2 protein-coding genes are annotated in these 1,582 nt (G+C 36.0%); both read right to left on the reverse strand.

The annotated features are described in order from the left end of the window. A partial coding sequence (locus tag L4B77_RS19935; protein WP_429752591.1) for a hypothetical protein occupies positions 1 to 1,070 on the reverse strand: 1,070 nt, incomplete at its 3' end. Positions 1,071 to 1,280: 210 nt separating this feature from the next. Next, the coding region (locus L4B77_RS19940; protein ID WP_429752593.1) for an IS3 family transposase at positions 1,281 to 1,582 on the reverse strand (302 nt) is incomplete at its 5' end.

Genomic DNA, 1,582 nt, shown 5'->3' on the forward strand with positions numbered 1-1,582 from the left:
GGTATAACACTAATCATCTGCTCTCTTGATCCCAAAACAGTTTTATAAAAACCTGTACCGTTGTACTTGAATTTGAAACCTTTGATATTAAGATCTTGACCTTTTATTATACCTTTAGCGTTAAGCTTAACGACAAGAGCATTGTAGTTATTAGAATTTTTAAACAAAGCAAAAGAAGGCGTTACAGATAGTGGTTTATAGTTACTATTGGCGCTGAAAATCTTGTAAATCTTACCCCTTTGAACATTACCATTCACTACAGCATCATTAAATCTAGAGAAAGTATACACACCGCTTACATTCTCTTTAGTAATTGCATTGTAAGCTCTTAAATATTCTTTAGAGTTAACCTCTGTCTTTAGTAGTTTATCTGTTTCTCGATTGTACACCTTAGCATCCCAATTCATAGCAACGTTATAAACTGTATTGCCTTCTAAATCTTGGATGAGCAAACCAATCACAGAGTTTTTAGCTAGCATCTTATTAAATAAGCTATCTCTGTCTTCTACTTCCTTAGTCATACGAAGGTAACAGCCACCATTAGATTCACAAATGAAGCCATGTTCTGATATGTCAATAGCCCCGTCATTGCCATAAATTAAAGTAACTTTAAAGTTTTTATTCTTACCTAAAGCAGCGTTAAAAGTATTTTTAAATCCTACTTCAAACATTTGGTATTTCTCTAGGTATATCGCGTGCTCTCCAAAATACATGTAATTCTGAACTGCCATTACGGCTACACCATTCTGTTTGCTTCTCACTGAATTATAAGTGTACCAACCCTTATTACCTTCAGTTATAACCTCATTTTTTTGCAAGACTGAAGTCTTACCGATAGGTTTTTCTAAAGCTTTATAAGCTGCTTGTAGCGTTTCCCTCTCGATATTCAAAGCGGTAACAAAGTCCCTATAATATTTACCGTTAGTATCTACAAAATCGTTAACATCCTTACAGGCTTTACCCTCTGCTTTATAGGTTGATTCAACATCGCAATTGTATTCCTCTTTAGTGAAACCTAAAGAGGGTTTATATTTCTGTATGGCTTGGAGTGTGGCTTCTACTGTAGACAATCTAAGTGATCCGACGTCATTAATGGTATACGATGTTTCTCTCTTGAATTTTTTGTACATACTTTGTAAGTAATTATAATCAGCCCTAACAGAGCGCATTTGGTTGGTTTGTTTTACGCTTTGGCTTTCTACTTGGATGTCTAAAGTAGGTTGCTTGTACCCCTTGCTAGCCATCAAAACTGATCTGCTCCAGTTAGACTGGACACCGCATTAAGCTACATATTGTTTTTCAAAGTTAACTGGGCTTAGATACCCAAGAGCACTGTGCCTTCTTGTTCGATTATAATCAACTTCAATGTATTCAAAAAGTGCTTGGCGCATCTCTTCTCGCGTCATTATCGGCTCGTATTGGATGACTTCTACTTTCATTGAGTGGAAAAAGCTTTCAACACAGGCGTTATCCCAGCAATTTCCCTTCCTACTCATACTTTGTTTTAAATTATGAGCTGCGATTAAGTCTCGGTAGTCTTTTGAGCAATATTGGCTACCTCTATCACTATGGATAATCATTC

Source organism: Vibrio minamisatsumaniensis, from assembly GCF_050337445.1.
Taxonomy (GTDB): Bacteria; Pseudomonadota; Gammaproteobacteria; order Enterobacterales; family Vibrionaceae; genus Vibrio; species Vibrio artabrorum.